This is a genomic window from Cupriavidus sp. FW305-3-2-15-C-LB2, assembly GCF_058787575.1.
The window spans coordinates 96,212-114,861 of sequence record NZ_JBYSZW010000003.1; the positions used below are offsets into that span (position 1 = coordinate 96,212).

The 18,650-nt window shown below is 62.5% G+C and carries 11 protein-coding genes and 3 pseudogenes; 8 read left to right on the forward strand and 6 right to left on the reverse strand.

Annotated elements, in window-relative coordinates:
* Nucleotides 1-185: 185 nt before the first annotated feature.
* Together AC3WRR_RS04070 and AC3WRR_RS04075 are read left to right on the forward strand one after the other, a co-directional pair.
* Nucleotides 186-812, forward strand: coding sequence for a hypothetical protein (locus AC3WRR_RS04070; protein WP_058698244.1), 627 nt, complete (start codon nucleotides 186-188; stop codon nucleotides 810-812).
* Nucleotides 779-1,888, forward strand: a complete 1,110-nt coding sequence (locus AC3WRR_RS04075) for a helix-turn-helix domain-containing protein (protein WP_327077467.1) — start codon at nucleotides 779-781, stop codon at nucleotides 1,886-1,888. The genes AC3WRR_RS04070 and AC3WRR_RS04075 overlap by 34 nt, the downstream gene beginning before the upstream one ends.
* On the opposite strand, the gene AC3WRR_RS04080 is transcribed toward AC3WRR_RS04075, so the two are convergent.
* The 4 genes from AC3WRR_RS04080 to AC3WRR_RS04095 are packed head-to-tail and all read right to left on the reverse strand — an operon-like array spanning nucleotide 1,824 to nucleotide 7,388.
* A complete protein-coding gene (locus AC3WRR_RS04080) occupies nucleotides 1,824-2,186 on the reverse strand; it encodes a hypothetical protein (protein ID WP_058698246.1) in 363 nt (120 codons plus the stop codon). The two genes, AC3WRR_RS04075 and AC3WRR_RS04080, sit on opposite strands and share 65 nt — an antisense overlap.
* Nucleotides 2,183-4,066, reverse strand: a complete 1,884-nt coding sequence (locus AC3WRR_RS04085) for an integrase (RefSeq protein ID WP_116318642.1) — start codon at nucleotides 4,064-4,066, stop codon at nucleotides 2,183-2,185. The genes AC3WRR_RS04080 and AC3WRR_RS04085 overlap by 4 nt, the downstream gene beginning before the upstream one ends.
* Nucleotides 4,063-5,916, reverse strand: a complete 1,854-nt coding sequence (locus AC3WRR_RS04090; RefSeq protein WP_058697491.1) for a hypothetical protein — start codon at nucleotides 5,914-5,916, stop codon at nucleotides 4,063-4,065. The genes AC3WRR_RS04085 and AC3WRR_RS04090 overlap by 4 nt, the downstream gene beginning before the upstream one ends.
* A gap of 23 nt (nucleotides 5,917-5,939) precedes the next feature.
* Nucleotides 5,940-7,388 carry a site-specific integrase gene (locus tag AC3WRR_RS04095; RefSeq protein WP_058697492.1) on the reverse strand — a complete coding sequence of 483 codons (1,449 nt, stop codon included), beginning with the start codon at nucleotides 7,386-7,388 and terminating at the stop codon, nucleotides 5,940-5,942.
* Nucleotides 7,389-7,470: 82 nt separating this feature from the next.
* Here AC3WRR_RS04095 and AC3WRR_RS04100 point away from each other — a divergent pair.
* Nucleotides 7,471-8,484 (forward strand): annotated as a pseudogene (locus AC3WRR_RS04100) (integrase core domain-containing protein); the annotation flags it as partial.
* A 154-nt stretch (nucleotides 8,485-8,638) separates the two neighbouring features.
* Nucleotides 8,639-9,622 carry an AAA family ATPase gene (locus AC3WRR_RS04105; RefSeq protein WP_058697493.1) on the forward strand — a complete coding sequence of 328 codons (984 nt, stop codon included), beginning with the start codon at nucleotides 8,639-8,641 and terminating at the stop codon, nucleotides 9,620-9,622.
* 872 nt (nucleotides 9,623-10,494) lie between these two features.
* Here the strand turns inward: AC3WRR_RS04105 and AC3WRR_RS04110 are convergent.
* Nucleotides 10,495-11,139 (reverse strand): annotated as a pseudogene (locus AC3WRR_RS04110) (LysR family transcriptional regulator); the annotation flags it as partial.
* 94 nt (nucleotides 11,140-11,233) lie between these two features.
* On the opposite strand from AC3WRR_RS04110, the gene AC3WRR_RS04115 reads away from it, so the two are divergent.
* The 4 genes from AC3WRR_RS04115 to AC3WRR_RS04130 all read left to right on the forward strand — a co-directional run bounded on the left by AC3WRR_RS04115 (nucleotide 11,234) and on the right by AC3WRR_RS04130 (nucleotide 17,455).
* Nucleotides 11,234-12,394, forward strand: a complete 1,161-nt coding sequence (locus AC3WRR_RS04115; protein ID WP_058697494.1) for an acyl-CoA dehydrogenase family protein — start codon at nucleotides 11,234-11,236, stop codon at nucleotides 12,392-12,394.
* Nucleotides 12,395-12,402: 8 nt separating this feature from the next.
* Entirely contained in the window at nucleotides 12,403-14,451 is a 2,049-nt protein-coding gene (locus AC3WRR_RS04120; RefSeq protein ID WP_058697667.1) for a 3-hydroxyacyl-CoA dehydrogenase NAD-binding domain-containing protein, read from the forward strand.
* 13 nt (nucleotides 14,452-14,464) lie between these two features.
* Nucleotides 14,465-15,673 carry a 3-oxoadipyl-CoA thiolase gene (gene pcaF, locus AC3WRR_RS04125; RefSeq protein ID WP_058697495.1) on the forward strand — a complete coding sequence of 403 codons (1,209 nt, stop codon included), beginning with the start codon at nucleotides 14,465-14,467 and terminating at the stop codon, nucleotides 15,671-15,673.
* Nucleotides 15,674-15,772: 99 nt separating this feature from the next.
* On the forward strand, nucleotides 15,773-17,455 hold the full coding sequence (locus AC3WRR_RS04130) for an electron transfer flavoprotein-ubiquinone oxidoreductase (RefSeq protein WP_058697496.1): 1,683 nt from the start codon (nucleotides 15,773-15,775) through the stop codon (nucleotides 17,453-17,455).
* Between the two features lie 88 nt (nucleotides 17,456-17,543).
* Here AC3WRR_RS04130 and AC3WRR_RS04135 read toward each other — a convergent pair.
* Nucleotides 17,544-18,358 (reverse strand): annotated as a pseudogene (locus tag AC3WRR_RS04135) (electron transfer flavoprotein subunit alpha/FixB family protein); the annotation flags it as partial.
* Between the last annotated feature and the right edge of the window lie 292 nt (nucleotides 18,359-18,650).

Below are 18,650 nucleotides of genomic sequence, written 5' to 3' on the forward strand. Positions count from 1 at the left end.
GAACGGAGCAAGTCTGTCACTCCGGAATCCAGCTGGAACCCGCGTCGAATATAGAAATCCGGCCGGTGAATTGACACTATTGCTTGCACTCCCCACGAAGCAAAATCGTCAATTCGCATTAGTCCGGATTAATTTCGTCAATTGGCGTCCTAGACTTCGAATCCCGCTCGTAAGGCATTGATCTCATGGAAGATTCTCTGCATATAGCGGAGCCGGTTGCGCTCGTCCGCCCGCGCGGTGCGCACCGCTTCGAAGCATTCAGTCCAAAGCTGAAGCGGCGGCTGACTTTCTACCGACGCTGTGCGCTCGATCAATGGGTCTTGATCGAATCCGATCCGGCAATCGGCCACTTTTGTGAGCGCCCCGGATTCATTCAGTTTCGAGAGAGGCGGCACTTAGCAGACTTCCTGGTCTCGTACTCCGATCGTCAAGAGTTGATCCTCCTGCCGGATCCAGTGATCGATGAAGAAGCGAAGGAGGGCCTCGAGTTGAACGCTGATACGGTCAATGTCCGGTTGGTCGACGCGGCCGAACACGCCGCTTCACGCGTCTGGATAGAAAACTGGCTGCGTATGCTGCCGAGTATCATAGCCACGCAAGGTCTCGTGTCGGTGTCCTTGCTTGATGCGGTCGAGCGCTTTGTCGCCAGTCGAAAGACGCTTTCAGCCATCGAGCGAGAGTTCTCGAAAGGTGACCCCGTGCTCGTGCGGGCCGCCATCTTCAATCTGCTGCATACCGGTCGCGTGCATGCTGAGGAACTGCGAACCGACGCATTGTCGTGGATGACGAAGTTTGCAGTCAGGGAGTCCTGATGATGCCGCGCCGAAAGCCTGAGTTCCAATCCCTCGATTTGAACGCGTGGCCTAGCATAGCGTGGACGGAGCTTGACGCCGAAGTGCGAGAGGTCACGAAGGTAAGAGTGCAGGCCATCGAGCGTTATGCGAGCGGCGAAAGTGTCAAGGAAATTGAGAAGGCAACCGGCGTGGACCGTCGACAGCTCTATCGGTGGCTCGAGCGAGGCTTGGCGCTGCATCCTGACGGACGCATCTTTGGATTCCGCGCCTTGCTGAGGTACGTGCGGGTCAATGAGTACGTCCGCATAAGTCCCGTCAATGGTCGGCCCAGCGAAGATGGACGGGGTAAAGCAGGCGCGTTCGCGCTCTTCTTAGAAAGCTATCCGGCGCTGGCAGGATGGCTGCTCCTAAAAATAAAACAGCGCCGCGTGTTGCTCAAACAGGTGCATACCAATGGACGACTTCATACGCGCTTGGTCGGCCTGCATGCCCTGCACGGGGAGTTTCTGTTGCAATGCCGGTCCCTCGGCCTGACGGCGGTGGATTACCCCTTCAATACGGAAGGCGGTGCCATTCGGTCGCTATCCGCGCGCCTTAAAGACGAGTTGTCGCGCAGTTTCCGCACCGCGGCACGGGCGGCAGGCGCCACGCACCTGAAGGGGCTTCCGCACTACGATCAGGCGGAAAGTCGGCCGGCCATGCGCCCCTACCAGGTCGTAGAATTCGACGGTCACCGACTCGATATCCGTCTCAAGGTGGTCGTACGCGATGCATTGGGCTTTGAGCATGAATTCGAGATCGAACGCGTTTGGTTACTTGCGATCATCGACGTCTGCACGCGTGCGGTGCTGGGCTTTCACCTTGGGCTTGGCCTACGCGCAAGAGAAAAAAGATGGACATCAGGCCGAGCCTTGAAATTACTGGAATCGGCAGACCGCGAGACGTCCATTAGATTGGGAGAAAAAGTGGACACAACGTCCGTCGCGTGTCCATCTTCCTCCACAAGTTTGCTATATCGTATTTCGAGATCTAGCGCGACTGCAAGGGCAGGACACTACCGCCACGCAGCGCGGCCAGCTCCTTGCGCAGGCTGAATACCTGGCGCAGCAGGGCGAGTTCGCGAGCCAGCGACTCGTCAAGCTGTGCCTGCAGATCCTTCGCGTTGCCCTTCGCTCGGTTCAGACGTTCGGTCAGTTCGAGCTTTGGCCGCTCGGTTACGGCGTTGGCCGCATCGATTGCTGCGATCAGCTCGGCAAACTGAGGACGCGACTTCTTGATGCTGCCTTTCTTGCGGCCCGCCTCGATCGCCACGGTATCGTTGTTGATACGCGCACCCTTGCGCTTCTTCAGCCGCTCAAGGGCGGCGTAGTAGTCGGTCATGGCATCGCTCATGCGGCCTCCGGTTTCATCAGTTTCTCTTGCGCGTCAAGAAGTCGTTGCAGCGTCTGTGCCTCGATGCGGCATTCGACGCTCGCCTCATCGACAGCGCGCAGCTTCTCGACTGTGGTGCGCTGTGCCTTGATCACGCGCTGAAGCTTCGACGGCACGATCACGAGGTTACGGCAGTTCGATTCAAGGCAATCCAGACGCATCCAATCGAGCGGCGTCGACTTGCACGGCTCGACGCTGGCGCACCCGCCAAGCACCGTCTCACGGTACGCCAGTTCGCCCTTCCCGAACATCCTCACCGTCTGCTCGCGTGAGTAGACCGACACAGGCGACGCCTGCACGGCACGGCTCTGTGTCCATGCTGCGTGCCCCCCGAACAGCCGCTCGTCAGAGAACAGCACCTGCTCAGCGTACGCAAGGTACTCGGACAGGCCCTGTGCCTCGGCCCATTCTTTCGCGAAGTGAGCCTTGTCGGTGTCAATGAAGCCCTGCGCAAACGCCGAGCCGCGAGCGTAGTACATGCTCATTTCCTGCGTGATGTGCTGCAACTGACGTTTGAGCGTCGGTAGCGTGACGAGGCCGCTGCGTTGCGCATACAGCGCGAGCGAGCGGCGAAGCTGATGACGCGTGAACGGCCACTGCTGCCCGACCGCGTACTTCGGTTCGTCTTCCCATGCGCGGTGCATGTCGACACGCTTCAGTTCAGCGATGTCCTCGGCCGTGATCGTCGGGAAGACGCGCTCACGAAAAGCTTCGACTTCGATATATATGGTAGTGGGCGCCCGGTTTGCCACGTACTTGAGATGCAGACCCATCCGACAGAACAGCAGGTGGGAACCGTCCTTCGATTCGGCGTAGCCTGGTGCGCCGTGCGCACGATGCGCTTCGCCCGACAGCCGTTGCGCGAGCCTGACGGCGCGAGCACCGAGCGGGCTCGTCACCCAGCATGCGCGTTTGGGACGCCCGCCGGACAGCTTGGTCGTCACGCCCTCGATGGCGTAGTGCATCACACCATCCAGCCGGGTCTCCCTCAGACAGTCGTACGGCAGGTTCTCTGCTTCCATCGCGCGCATGCCGGTGAACGACAGGATGACCAGCTGGCATAACGCGCTGATCGAGGCCACAAGCGACATCACGACGTAAGGGGAGTCCGTGCACCCGAAGTGGACAGCAGCCGTCTTCAGTGAGGCACAGACGTCAGGGCGTTCGCCAGCGTATGCGCGCGCGAGGTAGTCCGATAGCGCGTTCGCGACGCTCTCGGCGATCCCGAGATCATGCTCGCAGGTCGACAGGAAGTGCTGGTAAATCCGCGTCGGGATGACCGCGTATTGGGAGTTTCCGGCGTGTTGCGCGGAGCGTTCGAGCAGGGGCTTATGCAGTTGGGCCAATGGCACGCGCAGCCCTGTGGCCTCGGCGCCCACTCGGTAAAGTTTCGCCAGAATCGAATGAAGGCGTTGGGCCTTCATGTCCATCCCGGCTTGTGCCGCATAGTCCAGAACAACGGCGACGCTGGATAGCCCCTCATAAAGAGTAAGCTGGCGTTCGGCGGCAAAGTAAGCAAAGTCCTTCAGGTAAACTGAGCAACCTTGAAGAGTACTGGACGCAGGTACCGTCTCGCTCGCTTCGTGCATCAGAAAGTACATGACCTGCTTCCACTGACGTGTAGTCGCGTCTGAAAGGGTGCGGCCTGCGTCGTTAAGCGGATGACCCCTAAAGTGGATACTGGTGCGGCGCGATCCAATCGTATATGCACGGATGTCCCAGGCGTCGTCACCAAACAGCGAAGCAGCTTTCCCGGCCTTGTCGGGTGTCACGACCGCATCGTCTTCGATCCGATACCAGTCTGGGCGCTCGGCGAGCGCCGCGATCAGCGTATTGTTCATGCCACTCCCAATTCGTAAAGCTGATCAAGCTTGGTCGACCAGAAAGCGTCCAGGTTTCCATCAATATCAACGTCGTGCTCGATCTGACCGACCAGCGCGGCGTCGCGCTTCCGTATTTCATTCAGGAGGAAGTCGACCCTTCGCAGCACCGCGCCGAACGAGCTCTCGTACTGCTCGAACGAGTCAGCACGCCCGCTTACGAGCCTGACGCAGTGACGGCAGCTCAGCAGCTTGCGGATGTCGGCGGCGTCAGCGTGCACGCGGTACTGATCGCAAAAGATACACCCTTCGGTCGAGCGGCAGTCAGGCAGTACGGTGACCGAAGCCGCGATCGGCGCGGGCTTGTGGAACTCGATGCAGACGCCCACCGCGCTCTTGATGGAGCCCGCCGGGTCGTTGCCAGCCTTCAGCACCGTCTTCTCGACTGAAGCGAGGAATGCACCCATCTCAGCCTTGTGCGCGGTGTCCGTGCCGTTCGAGTACGAGCGCAGCGCCGTGGCCAAGGAGTGGCCCATCAGCCTGGCTGCAACGACAGGACCGTGATTGCTCACCGCCCAATCCTGCTTCGCCGCACGCCACTGACGAGCGCTGATGCGCGGCAGCACAATCCCGAGCGTCTCGAGCCGACTATAAAGCCGATCAAGGAACTGGGCTGAGAGAGCCGTTAGCCGCCGTAGCTGCGCATGATGCCCGAGTACGACGAACAACGCGTCACAGTCTTCGTCCTGCACAAGATACCTGCGCAATGCCAGATACGCCTTGAGCTTTGGCATGAAGGCCAGCGAGACGGTGAACGCAACTTCCCTTCCACCTGCACGGTACTTAACCTCGCGAAACTTCTGACGTACAACAGATGCATCCTGCAGGGTCGCGGCGAGCTCCGGGCTCCATTTCATTGCCAGCAGCTGCGCGAGGCTGACGCCCGTTTCAGCCAGAAACAGCGTGGCGAAGCAAAAGGCCGCCAACGAAGCGTGCGAGCGACGGATCGGTGACTGTGCGTCTTCGTTGGCCGCCACGAGATGTTTGGCAGTTAACCACGCGATGCCCCACGAACGATGGCGAGGATTGTTAGCTCCAGCCTCGGCCAAGCGCCTCGTGATCTCTTCCCGGGTGCGCAGCTGTCCCGTCTCCAGATTCCAGCCAAGCAAGCCGTACGAGTCGTGCCCTTTTCTGCGGCCATGTGTGTGCGGAACGAGGCAAAGATTCTCACCTCGCGCCGTGGTCACGCGCAACGGATAAGGCTTGAAGTCGAGCACCAGCGTGCTGATGCTGCTGAAGAGCGCGTCAGCCCACGCGAGCAAGGCGGCTTGTGCCTCGGCGTCGGGCACAACTGTCGTTCCATTAGCATACCATTGCTGGCGCAGCACCCTCGCATCGGCGCAGAAGTCGTCGTTTCTGAAGAACTCACGAAGCATCGACAACAGATTAGGCTGAATGCCCGCGACGGTATTGTGGTTCAGCTTGCCTAGTGAGACCTGTTCACGCTTTTCGCGAAAGAAGCGATGAACTGCCTCCGCCGTAGCATTCTCGTCACAGAGAACCTGATGCAATCCCAGCCTGTCGGCCCAGTTGGCGAAGTCAAGCACGCCGCGCAGAGCACCGTAGATAGTCTCCGGACGCAAGGCGCCAAGGGTCAAACGCTCGGAAAGCTGCGTCACCAGCAGGCGTACAACCTTAGTGCGTTCGCTGCTAAAGCTTCTGGGATCGAACGTGTGCCGCGCGTGCCGCGTGTTCGACGTGTCACGCGTCAGGTAGCAGATCTGCCCGATATCGGAACGGGTGCGAATTCCTTCCCACTTTAGCAGCGCGCGCTCGGGATGCAGCAGCGTCGTGCCCACCGCGAGTGGCATGCGAACTTCCTCGTACACCCGGCTCATACTGCCACCCCGGTGTCTAGGGCGCGCGTGACCAGCGTCGACAGGTGTGTGCCCCAGCTGTCCTGCACAGCGTCGAACAGCTTGCGGTTCTCGCGGTAGCTGAGGTAGCCCTCGGTGGTGGACAGTCGTGCGTGCCACATCAGCTGCCGCAACTGATCGAGCGCCCGTGTGTACCTGGTCTCATTCGCGGTCATCGCGTCGACCATGTTCAGCCCAAAGGTTGCACGCAGGTCGTGGAAGCTAAACTCGTACCTGAGGTTGCCGAGCCGCTCGCGCATCATGGGCAATAGTTCGTCCTTGATGAACTGGCGCACGGCCTGTCCAGTCTTGACGTGACGGCGCACCTTTGGGCCAGTGCTGACCGGGCCGCGCGATGCGAGATCATCGTAGAGCGGCGCACCGCGATGGCTCAGAAAGAGCGGCTGGTCGTGGTCATCTCCGCCGTCTGCCAGTTGGCGACGCTTGCGCGCACGATCGCTGTGCACGTAGATGTACAGCCGCTCGTAGAAACCCCGGGGCAGGTGCAACACGCCCTTGACACCGCCCTTCGTGTCGATGCCCGTACCCGGCCCGCAGGCGAGACGGATGTCGTCGCCGTGAAACTCGCCTGGCTTGCGCATTACGTGTTTCGCGCGCACGGTCAATACCGTCTGGATGCGAGCGCCCGTCAACAAAGCGAACAGATGAACGAGCGTCATCTCGATGTTGCCGAGAGCGGCTAACGATTCAAGCAACACCGACTGCTCGGAAGAGGAGAGCGGGCGCAGGCGCCCGCCGTCCTGAATGCGATCGTCCCACGGGTCTTCCGCGCGGCGACAGCGGATCGACAGGTCAGTGGTCTTGACCTCGATCACGCCGCTGAATCCCTTCTGGTCCTTGACCTCAATGAAGCGATCAGATTCAACCCACGGCGCGTTCGCGGGCCTGAAGCCGGCTTCGGTTATGAGCCAGCGATAGAAGCGGGCTATAGCACCCATACGACGCTTCGCGACACCCGCAGACAGTTCGCCCGCCTGCACGGCCAGCCTGATCGATGCGCTATAGCGGTAGGTCGGCCGTTGTCGCTTGTTTGCGGGGAACGTTAGCCAGTCGATATCCTCGTCGTCCAGGTAACGACGGAACGCCACCAGATCGTCAGCGATGCTGGCGAACGTCAGCATATTGGGCGAGGACTTCGACTCCAGCATATCGATGAGCCAGATGTTCGCTTCAGCCCACGGCGCGCCGTCAGCAAGTCGGACAACGGGAAAGAGAGGGAAGGTGCTTGGGATCCACTGCGGTCGTGCGTCGCGCCGCTTGCCGGTGGCGGGGTCTGCGAGCGGGACCGTGTGATAGACGGTGCCACCCTCGGGTGTGGTGATGCTAACCGGCGTCGCGCCGGGAGTGTCGCGGTCAACGACCTCGGTAAGCGGTAGTTGCCGGATGGTGGTTCTTCTTGCGATCATCGCCCAGATCCTCTTATGTGTTTGGAGGTGTCTGCTTTAACACAGCCTGCGAGTATCAGCAGATCGTTCTTGGCTTGCGCATATTGGCCGCGAGTATAGCCGCTACGACGTCATCAAGACCATCGAGTCGGCCTTGGAGCCGCATCGACTGCGCGACTTCACGATTCCTGGCTTGGCCTACGGTCCGCACGACGGCTTTCCCTCACAGCGCCTCCCAGAGCTGGCGTATACAACCTGGGAATGGATGAAGCTGGACAACGCGAAGGCGAATCTCGCCAAGGAGACGCTCGACGCGTTGTGTGAGTTCGTTGGCTGTTGCGCAGACACAGGACCGAAGTACAGTCCCGATGATCGCCCCTACATCGAACGCTTCTTCGGGACTATTGCGAGCAGGCTGTCTTCCAGATTGCCTGGCTACACGGGTTCGCATCCCCGTGATTTGCGGCGCGCGCTGGCCGATCCGAAGGGAAAGCTACGCTTGTATGTGTCGTTTGACGAGTTAGAGGAGTTGGTCGAATACGCTATTGCGAGCTACAACGGCACGCCGCATGCCGGCCTGAACAATGTCACGCCGCTTGAAGCGATGGAGTATTTCATTCGCGGCAAGGAACAGTTGGTGACATGGCTGCCCGAGCATCGTCGCCGTACCCTTTGTCTAATGCAATCGGCCAAGCGTTGCACCGTACGAGCATATCTCCAGCAGGGCGTTCGACCGCACATCAACTTGTATGGTGTGCGCTACACAAGCAACGTCCTTGCGTGCAGCACGGATTTGATCGGCAAGAGCTTGCTTATTTACCTGAATGCCGATGATCTTCGCTGTGTCCGCGCGTTCCAACCAGACGGCGCTGAGTTTGGGGTCTTGGAGGCGCAAGGGGCTTGGGGCGTGATACGGCATAACCTGAAACTACGCCAGCAAATCAATCAGGAGAAGAAAGACAAGAAGCGGTCGCGTGGGCCCGTTGATGCGGATCCCATCGGAGACTACGTCGACGGAAAGATGGCGCAGGCAAAGAAGTCACGGAAGGCGGCATCCGAACTGGCGGAAGCAAAGCGGATTCTGTCATCCGCGCCGACGGCGCGAACTGCGATGGGGCGGGGAGCATCCGCCGCGCAGACCGCAACGAACGCCGCGTCAGAGCAGAAAGTAGACAAGGCTTCCGAGCAGAAAAAAACACCGACTCGACCGAAGAAGCTGTCTATCGGTACCGGCCAAGTCTTTTAACCCTGTCCTCCGCGAGGGAGTCATCATGTCGCTTCAGATACCGCGTCCGATCGATCCATCGCTGCACCCCTTGGTCACCGGCAACTATCGTATCGCCACGCCGGCCATCGAAGAGCTCTACGAACTGGTCACTCGATGTCTGCGCTACAGAATTATGGGCGCCCTGATCTACGGCCCGTCGCGCATCGGTAAGACACGGGCGATCGAGTACGTGCGATTGCTGTTGGCACGCGAACACCCACGGATGACCAGCTACCACGCACGATGCGAACACAAGCCGAGGCATGCCGAGGGACCATTCTTCGCCAACCTGCTTGAAGCGGTTGGCGACCCGGATCCTAACGCTGGCGCCAACCCGGCCAAACGTATGCGCCTCGCACTGAGGATTCGTGAGGCCGCCGCTCGGGCAGGAAGTGGGACGGTTCTGCTTTTCTGTGATGAGGCGCAGCGCTACAACGACAATGAATACGAATGGCTGCGTGATGTTCACGATGCGCTGGATCGACAGCAGATCAAGTTGTTCACCTTCCTCGTCGGGCAACAGGAATTGCTCGCTCAGAAAACGGCCATGCAGTTGGCTGGGAAAACTCAGATTGTCGCGCGGCTGATGGTCGAGGAATTGGCCTTCTACGGCATACGAAATGCGAAGGACGTGGCAACGTGTTTGAGCGGCTATGACGAGACGGCTTATCCCGAGCGTAGCGAATGGAGCTTTACCCGATTTTACGTTCCGCAAGCCTTTGATGCTGGCTATCGACTGGTCAGCGATGCCGACGCGCTGTGGGACGCGTTCGAGACGGCGCACCACAAGGCCAGCTTGCCTGGGGCTCTCGAGATCCCAATGGAGTCGTTTGTCCGTGCCGTAGAGATCCTGCTAAAGGATAGCGAGCTCAGGGATTGCCCGGGCTACTGTCCCGAGCCAGCGCTATGGGCGCACGCGGTACGGCATTCCGGTTACGTCCAGTCACGCCATGCAATCGGTCGTGTGCTCGTCTCCGCTGCCTTGTGAGGGCATTCTAAGGTGGCCCGCTTCCCTATCCTCACGCTCGACGAGGCGAAGCTCACTCCGGCGCTGGGCTACGTGTTCGACAAGAAGTGGATCGATCCACGGGAATCGCTCGTCTCGATCCTCTGGAAACTCAAAGTGGCGAATGCCTTGTCAGGCGTCGCTGTGATGCGGTTGGTAAGGTTGGACATCGATCCCTACGAGAGCCTTCCGCCGCAGAGAGGATTCATCGATGTCGTTCGGCTGAACGAAGCGCTGGGCTTGCCAACCAAATCGCTGCACATGGCACTCATCGAGCAAACCAATCAGCGACGCTATAGCGAAGTGTTTCGCTACTGCCATTTCTGTATGGTGCGTGGGTACCACTCCCTCTTGCACCAACTAGAGACAGCGAGTCGATGTCCTGCGCATCGTTGCCCTGTGGAGTCGGCATGTAGGCAGTGCGGACATCAAGCGCCGTATTGCCTGAATGTGCAGCTTCTCGAGGCACCACACCGTTGCGCGCATTGTCATGCATTCTATGGCAACGGGGCCTGGCGACCCGACCGACCACGGCCCATGAGGCCGGACCAACGCAAAGCGTTCGCGCGCTCGTACTTTGAGCAAGGCCTGGGATGCAGGAGCCATGGGTAGAGGGACCTTTACCTCTTTCGGCTCTCCGATGTCGGCTCGCCAGATGGAGCCGGCGTAGCATTCCGGGTCCGTGCAGGCATTTGCACGCCTTCGATTGACACTTCGCGACCCTCAGCCGGTGACAATATTAGTTCGCTGGGCGTAAGTCCTTGATTCTTTTGATGGTACGCCCGGTTGCCGCGCCGTTGCCGCGCGAATTGACGACATTCCTTCGGAAACGGTGACACTCTTCCTTTGTTCTACGGATGCAGGGTCAGTTCGCGCCGTTCCTCGCCCAAGTATGCCGAGACCCTCAGATTGCGTCCAGCCACGGCCGACGTGATCAGAGGGACACCGCCAAGTTCCTCCAGCCGCGACGGCATGGCGTGCCCGCAGGCGTACTCGACCGACGCACAGGTGACGCAGCGCACCTGCGCTAGCTCGATTGCCACCATCTGTTGCGGGGGGTCGGACATCACCCGAATCGCCACGTCCACTTCCTCGCGCAAGAGGTCGTCGACACGGTTGTCGAACAGCAGATCGAGAGCGATGTCGGGATATAGGCGCTTGAACTCGATCAGCCAGCCGGACATCACTATGTGCCCAAAGCCGGTTGGCAGGCTGAGCCGGACCGAGCCGTACAGGCCTTTGCCGAACATGGCCACCGACTCCTTGGCCGCCAACACTTCATTGCGAATGACACACCCATGGTGGTAGAGGCGTTGGCCGACCTCCGTGAGCTCGACCCGCCGTGTCGTGCGCCGCATCAGCTGCATGCCGACCGATTTTTCAAGCTGGGTCAGGTGATAGCTGATATTGGCCCGGCTCATCTTCATGTTCCGCGCGGCCAGGCTGAGATTCCCCGCTTCCACGATGTCGACGAAGAGTGTGAGTGCGCTGCCGTTGATCTGTCAAAAAATATTGAACAGAGTGTTCACTCTCTTTCTAATTGTCAAATTCATTCGATCATTAAACAATCCCTCCCATTCAAAGGAGATTCCCATGGCGCTTGATCAGGAAACTTTCCAACTGCTCAAGGACAGCGTCCAACGCTTCGTCCGGGAGCGGCTGGTGCCCGCCGAAAACCATTTGGAGGAGCACGACGAAGTGCCGGCCGACATCGTGGCCGACATGAAGGAGCTCGGCCTGTTCGGTATCTCGATTCCCGAGGAGTACGGCGGTATCGGGCTGTCGATGGCCCAGGAGTGCGAGGTGGCCTACGAACTCGGCCAGACGGCGCTCGCGTTCCGCTCGGTGGCGGGCACGAACATCGGCATCGGCTCGCAGGGCATCCTGATGGATGGCACGTCCGAACAGAAGGCCGAATACCTGCCGCGCATCGCCAGTGGCGAGTTGATCATCTCGTTCGCGTTGACCGAACCCGACGCCGGATCGGACGCGGCGTCGCTGAAGACGAAGGCCGTGGCCGACGGCAGCGATTACCTCATCAGCGGCACCAAGCGCTTCATCACCAATGCGCCGCGCGCCGGCGCCTTCACGCTGATGGCGCGCACCGGCGGCGCGGGGGCGGGCGGCATCTCGGCCTTCATCGTCCCGGCCGGTCTGCCGGGCCTGACGCTCGGCAAGCCCGACAAGAAGATGGGGCAGAAAGGCACGCGGACCTGCGATGTCAACCTCGACAGCGTGCGCGTTCCCGCCGCCAACATCATCGGTGGCGAGGCGGGCAAGGGTTTCAAGACGGCGATGAAGGTGCTCGACCGCGGCCGCCTGCATATCTCGGCCCTGGCGTGCGGCATGGCGCAGCGCATTCTGCAAGAGAGCGTGGCCTATGCGCAGCAGCGCAAGCAGTTCGGCCAGCGCATTGGCGACTTCCAACTGGTGCAGGCCATGCTGGCCGACAGCCAGGCCGAGCTGCTGGCAGGCTGGGCGCTGGTGCAGGGGACTGCGCGCCGCTATGACGCCAAGCCATCCGGCGTCAGCGATCCGGAGGTGAGTATGCAAGCCTCCTGCACCAAGCTGTTCACGACCGAGATGGTGGGTCGCGTGGCCGATCGCGGCGTGCAGATCCACGGCGGCTCGGGCTACATCAACGAGTTCCCAGTCGAGCGCTTCTACCGCGACGTGCGCCTGCTGCGCCTGTATGAGGGCACCACGCAGATCCAGCAGCTCGTCGTCGGCAAGCATCTGATGAAGGCCGCGTGAGGTTGACCATGCTTGACATCCGCAACGGCATCGCCGTCATCACGCTGGTCCACCCGCCCGTCAACAGCCTGGGCCACGCGCTGCGCGAACGCATCGTGCAGCAACTCGATGCCGCGTTGGCTGATTCCGCAGTGCGCGGCATCGTGCTGACCGGCAATGAGAAGACATTCTCCGCCGGTGCGGACGCCACCGAGTTCGGCACGCCGCGCCAGCTGCAGGACCCCATTTTGCGCACGGTCATCACCCGCATCGAGGCGAGCAGCAAGCCCGTCGTGGCGGCCATCACCGGTGTCGCCCTGGGCGGTGGCCTTGAACTCGCTCTGGGCTGCCATGGGCGCGTCGCGCAGGAAAAGGCCCGGATCGGTCTGCCGGAGATCACCCTGGGCCTGATTCCCGGCTCGGGTGCAACCCAGCGGCTGCCCCGGCTGGTGGGCATTGCTGCCGCCCATGCGCTGATGTCCGGCGGGCAGCCCCAGAGCGCCCGCCAACTCGCCAAGTCGGGCCTGTTCGACGACGTCGTGGCTGGGGACACGGTTGGCGCAGCCGCCGCTCTCGCGACGATGCTCGCTGAAAAGGGGCTTCCTTACCCACGGGCGCTGGATGGCGAGGTCGACGCCACCGAAGTCCAGGCAACGGTGGCCGCGCAACGCGCAAAGCTCACGGCCCGCCAAAAGCTGCAGCCAGCATACGGCGCGCTGCTCGACGCGCTGGCCGCATCCGCGCTGCCGTTCGACGAAGGCATGCAGAAGGAGCGCGAGCTGTTTCTGGCCCTCGTGCCCACGACGGTGGCCCAAGCGCTGCGCTACCAGTTCAAGGTTGAACGGGAAGCTACGAAGCTGCCGCCGGCGCTCCAGGCACCCGCGCGCGAGGTGCGCTCCATCGCTGTGATCGGGGCCGGAACGATGGGCTCAGGCATTGCCATCTCGGCGCTCGATGCCGGCTTGTCCGTACTGCTGCTGGAGCAGGATGAGGCCGCGCTCGAAAGCGGGAGGCAGCACATTGGCGATCACTACCGTGAGCGCGTGGCGGCGGGCAAGCTCTCCGCCGAGGCCGCGTCGTCCAATGAGGCACGCCTGCAGACCAGCCTCGAATGGGAACGCCTGCAGCAGGCCGATCTGGTGATCGAGGCTGTCTTCGAAGACATGGCCGTCAAGCAGGAGGTATTCCGCAAGTTCGATACCCATGCGCGGGCGGGCGCGGTGCTGGCGACGAACACGTCCTACCTCGATATCGATCCGATTGCCGCGGCGACTTCACGCCCGCAGGACGTGCTGGGGCTGCATTTCTTCAGTCCGGCCAACGTGATGAAGTTGCTGGAGGTGGTTCGCGGCGCAAAGACCGCCCCCGATGTGCTGGCCACCGGCATGGCGCTTGGCGCGACCCTCAAGAAGATGCCGGTGCTGACCGGCAACGCATTCGGGTTCATCGGCAACCGCATCTACAATGCCTATCGCCGCCAGTGCGAGTTCATGCTCGAAGACGGCGCGTGGCCTGAGGACGTGGACAATGCGCTCACTGGGCTGGGTTTTGCGATGGGGCCATTCGCGGTCGCCGATCTTTCCGGCCTTGACATCGCTTGGCGCATGCGCAAGGCGCAGGCGGCGACGCGCGATCCGCGCGAGCGCTACGTGGCCATTCTCGACCGGCTATGCGAGGCCGGGCGCCTGGGGCGCAAGACTGGCGCGGGCTACTACGCCTACGTGGACGGCAAGCAGGTGAAAACCACCGATGCGGCTGTGCGCGACGTGATCCTGCAGGCGAGCGCGCAGCGCGGCATCAACCGGCGCACGCTTGCACCCGAAGGGATCCAGCGCCGCGCCTTGCTCGCCATGGTCAACGAGGCCGCCTTGCTGTTTGCCGAAGGCGTGGCAAGCCGCCCCAGCGACATCGACGTGGTGCTGGTGCAGGGCTATGGCTTTCCGCGCTGGGAGGGCGGCCCGGTGTTCTGGGCTCGCCAGCAGGAGCGAGCCCGGCTTGAAGCCGACCTCAAGCACTTGGCAGAAGAGGCCGGTCACGGCTTCTCGTTGGGCGATCTCGATCCGCTGCTTTCAACCTGATTCAAAAATCATCATGAACACTTCCCAAGCCTTCATCTGCGACGCCGTGCGCACCCCCTTCGGCCGCTACGGCGGCGCTCTTGCTGGCGTGCGCACCGACGACCTCGGTGCTGTGCCCATCAAGGCGTTGATGGAACGCAACCCGAATGTGGACTGGACCGCCGTGGCCGACGTGCTCTACGGCTGCGCCAACCAGGCCGGCGAGGACAACCGCAACGTGGCACGCATGTCGTCGCTGCTGGCCGGCCTGCCCATCGACGTGCCCGGCGCCACCATCAACCGCCTGTGCGGCTCGGGCCTGGATGCCGTGGGCTCGGCCGCGCGCGCCATCAAGGCCGGCGAGGCCCGATTGATGATCGCCGGCGGCGTGGAAAGCATGAGCCGCGCGCCCTTCGTCATGCCCAAGGCCGAGAGCGCCTTCAGTCGCAGCAACGCGGTGTACGACACCACCATCGGCTGGCGCTTCGTCAACAAGCTGATGAAGGCGAAGTTTGGCGTGGACTCCATGCCTGAGACCGCCGAGAACGTGGCCGATGACTTCAAGATCGAGCGCGAGGCGCAGGACCGAATGGCCCTGGCCAGCCAGCAGAACGCTGCCGCTGCCATTGCCGCTGGCTACCTGGCCCAGGAGATCGTGCCCGTGTCCATTGCCCAGAAGAAGGGCGACCCCATCGCCGTGAGCCAGGACGAGCACCCCCGCGCCACCACGCTGGAGGCGCTGGCCATACTCAAGGGCGTGGTGCGCCCCGATGGCACGGTCACGGCCGGCAACGCCAGCGGCGTGAACGACGGCGCCTGCGCGCTTCTGCTGGCGAATGAGGAAGCCGCCAAGCAATACGGCCTGGTGCCCCGCGCCCGCGTGGTCGGCATGGCCACGGCCGGCGTGGCGCCGCGCATCATGGGCTTCGGCCCCGCGCCGGCCGTGCGCAAGGTGCTGCAGCTCACCGGCCTGACGCTCGACCAGATGGACGTGATCGAGCTCAACGAAGCCTTTGCCGCCCAGGGCCTGGCCGTGCTGCGCGACCTCGACATCGCCGACGACGACAAGCGCGTCAACCAGTGGGGCGGCGCCATTGCGCTGGGCCATCCGCTGGGCGCCTCGGGCGCACGCCTGGCCACCACCGCCGTGAACCAACTGCACACGCTGGGGGGCCACTATGCGCTGTGCACCATGTGCATTGGCGTGGGCCAGGGCATTGCCGTGATTCTCGAAAAAATCTGACGCCCCAAGCTGACCGATCGCCGCACCGTCCTGTGCTGCGTGTCGCTTTTCCGAGTTCCGAACAGCAGCACAAGAACAATCGCTGGAGACTACCCACCAATGAGCCCTGAAGACATTCTGAGCACCTACGGCCCGCGTGAAGCGATGGAATACGACGTGGTCATCGTCGGCGCGGGCCCGGCAGGCCTATCGGCCGCGATCCGCCTGAAGCAGCTGGCCGCCGACAAGGGCGGCGAAATCAACGTGTGCGTGCTGGAAAAAGGCTCCGAACCGGGCGCGCACATTCTCAGTGGCGCCGTGATGGACCCCAAGGCCATCACCGAGCTTTTTCCGGCCTGGAAGGAACAGGGTGCGCCGCTGAACCAGCCTGTCACCGGCGACGACGTGCTATTCCTCTCCGAGACCGGCCACAAGCGCACGCCTGACGCCCTGGTGCCGCGCAACTTCCACAATGATGGCAACTATGTCGTCAATCTGGGGGCCGTCACGCAATGGCTGGGCCAGCAGGCCGAGGGCCTGGGCGTGGAGATCTTCCCCGGCTTCGCGGCCGCCGAGGTACTCTACAACGAAGACGGCTCCGTCAAGGGGGTGGCCACCGGCAATATGGGCATCGGCAAGGACGGCGAGCCGACCGAGAACTTCCAACTCGGCATGGAGCTGCATGCCAAGTACACGGTTTTCGCCGAGGGCGCGCGAGGCCATCTGGGCAAGCAGATCATTGCCCGCTTCAAGCTCGACGAGGGCAAGGACCCGCAAAGCTACGCCATTGGCATCAAGGAGCTGTGGGAGATCCCAGCCGACAAAGCCAAGCCCGGGTTGGTGGTGCACACCGCCGGCTGGCCGATGGGCAACGACACCTATGGCGGCGGCTTCCTCTACCACCTCGAAGGCAACAAGGTCACGCTGGGCTTCGTGACCGGGCTGGACTACAAGAACCCCTGGCTCTCGCCGTTTGAGGAGATGCAGCGCTGGAAGAGGCACTCGGCGATCAAGGCGCACATCGAGGGCGGCAAGCGCGTGGGCTACGGCGCGCGCGCCATCACTGCCGGCGGGTTGCTGAGCCTGCCCAAGACCGTGTTCCCGGGCGGCGCGCTGGTCGGCTGTGACGCGGGCTTTCTGAACGCAGCGCGCATCAAGGGCAGCCACGCGGCCATCAAGACCGGTATGCTGTGCGCCGAGGCGGCCTTCGAGGCTGTGACGGTGGGCCGCGCCGGTGACGAACTGGCAGCCTACCCGGCGGCCTTCGAGCAGAGTTGGCTGCGCACCGAGTTGCACCAGTCGCGCAACTTCAAGCAGTGGTTCAAGAAGGGCAGCACCATCGGCGCGCTGATGACCGGCATCGAGCAGTGGTTCCTGCCCAAGGTCGGCGTGAGTACCCCGCCCTGGACCATCCACCGCACGCAGGCCGACCACCTGTACCTCAAGCCGGCGGCCGATTGCCCCAAGATTAGCTATCCCAAGCCCGACGGGGTGCTGACCTTCGACCGGCTCTCCAGCGTGTTTATCAGCAACACCAACCACGCCGAGGACCAGCCCGCGCACCTGACGCTCAAGGATGCCGGCGTGCCGGTCAGCGTCAACCTGGCCAAGTTCGGCGGCCCCGAAAGCCGCTACTGTCCGGCCGGCGTGTACGAGTTCGTCAACAAGGACGGAGCCGACCAGTTGGTGATCAACGCGCAGAACTGCGTGCACTGCAAGACCTGCGACATCAAGGATCCGACCCAGAACATCGTCTGGGTCTCACCCGAGGGCGGTGGCGGGCCGAACTACGCGGGGATGTAGCTCCCGCCCGAGTACTGGCCGAGGGAGTCTCGGCTCGGATGCAAGGACTACTGCCGCCTGTCGCGCAGGCCAGGCGGCCCATCGTACGCTACCCCAACTGCTTGACGAGCTCTGGAACGGCCTCGAAGAGATCCGCTTCCAGGCTGTAGTCGGCCACCGAGAAGGTCGGCGCCTCGGGGTCCTTGTTGATCGCCACGATCACCTTGGAGTCCTTCATGCCCGCCAAGTGCTGGATCGTACCCGAGATGCCGGCAGCGATGTAGAGCTGCGGCGCAACGATCTTGCCCGTCTGGCCCACCTGCAGGTCGTTCGGGGCGTAGCCCGCGTCCACGGCCGCGCGGCTCGCGCCGATGGCCGCGCCCAGCTTGTCGGCCAGCGGGGTCATGACTTCCGTGAACTTTTCGGCGCTGCCGAGGGCCCGGCCACCCGAGACGATGATCTTGGCGGCGGTGAGTTCGGGGCGGTCGCTCTTGGTCACTTCGCGGCCCACGAAGCTGCTCTTGCCGCTGTCGGCGGCCGCTGCGACGGTTTCGACGGCGGCGCTGCCGCCCGTGGGGACCGCGGCGTCAAAGCCCGTGGTGCGCACCGTGATGACTTTCACGGCGTCGCTGCTCCGCACGGTGGCGATGGCGTTGCCTGCGTAGATGGGGCGCTCGAAGGTGTCGGCGCTGTCGACCTTGGTGATGTCGCTGATCTGCGCCACGTCTGCTTGGCGGCGACGCGGGGGGCCACGTTCTTGCCGCAGGCGGTGGCGGGGAACAGGACATGGCTGTAGCCGCTGGCGATGGCGAGCACCTGGGCGGCCAGGTTTTCGGCCAGGCCGTCCTTGAGGCTGGCGCCGTCGGCGTGGATCACCTTGGCAACGCCGGCGATCTGGGCTGCCGCCGCGGCGGCATGAGCAGCGCTGAATGGCTGGGCGAGCACCTGGCGGGGCTTAGGGCGTGGCCTTCAAATGCGTCAAAAATTATGTCAATATCCTCGCGTAATGCCGCTAAGATGAGCGAGGGGCTGTCGATGCTCGCAGGGCATAGGCGAGACGCGCCTCGATGAATCGCGGCACGGTGGCCATCCGTCGTCCGCGTGCGGCGATCTGTTACCTGATGGCTGAGGCCTGAACTTTCATGCTCCGAGTGGGGGCCGCCGCTTTTGGGAAGTGTCGGCAGTTCCAGATCGAGCATCTGACTCGGATTCCAGG